This is a genomic window from Psychrobacillus sp. BL-248-WT-3 (genome assembly GCF_012843435.1).
Classification (GTDB): Bacteria; Bacillota; Bacilli; order Bacillales_A; family Planococcaceae; genus Psychrobacillus.
The window spans coordinates 1-635 of record NZ_JABAFC010000092.1 but is presented as its reverse complement, the minus strand read 5'-3'; the positions used below and the strand labels follow the sequence as shown (position 1 = coordinate 635).

The following is a 635-nucleotide window of genomic DNA, read 5'->3' as shown; positions in this document are numbered from 1 at the left end:
TAAAGCACCCGTTAGTTCAACAAGCTCTATTAATCAACAACATTAGAGAGTACCTCACAATCACAGAATCCGCCTTGATTCTTCAATGCTTTTACGATTTTAGATAGTTTACTCTTAGGTATGTTATCTTCCAGCCATCTCTTTGTAAATTTAAGAGAGTGGTCACAATCATCGGCATTTAACTTTTCATTCAAAAATATACCGAGGGACTCCAACTGTTCTGCGGATAAGTTTAGCTCATTCCACATTCCACCATAGTCTTTTAATAGGGCAAGTCTTTTAAGGTCCTTTTGGTTCTTTTTAACCAACTCCATAGCCCTTTCCAGACAATAAATAGCATTGTTATAATTGAGTAAGCATTCTTCGGCTTGCGACAACAAACGCCAAGCAAGAGGATTTGTTCCGTTTTCTATTACATAATCCTTTAACCCTTGCCTTGCTTCTAAAAGAAAAGGAACCGCTTTTTTTGCTGGGGCTCTCCTTTCCAACGAACCTTGCATTGATAATTTTTGACCTTCGATTAGAGTTTCTTTTAATGCTTCGAGCTTTTCCATAAAAACCTCACCTTTAATTCCATTTATATTTTCGTTTTCTATCATTCATTTTCCTTCTTCAACTAACCTGCGGCGTTAGTT

General features: G+C 36.9%; 1 protein-coding gene. It reads right to left on the bottom strand.

Going from position 1 to position 635, the window contains the following annotated elements; genetic code table 11:
* Positions 1-29: 29 nt before the first annotated feature.
* Positions 30-599, bottom strand: a complete 570-nt coding sequence (locus HF876_RS18735) for a DUF2695 domain-containing protein (RefSeq protein ID WP_240949840.1) — start codon at positions 597-599, stop codon at positions 30-32.
* Positions 600-635 lie beyond the last annotated feature (36 nt).

What these genes read in the sequence shown, in the direction of transcription:
- HF876_RS18735 (WP_240949840.1), bottom strand. Translation starts at nt 599, where the DNA reads ATGATAGAAAACGAAAATATAAATGGAATTAAAGGTGAGGTTTTTATG.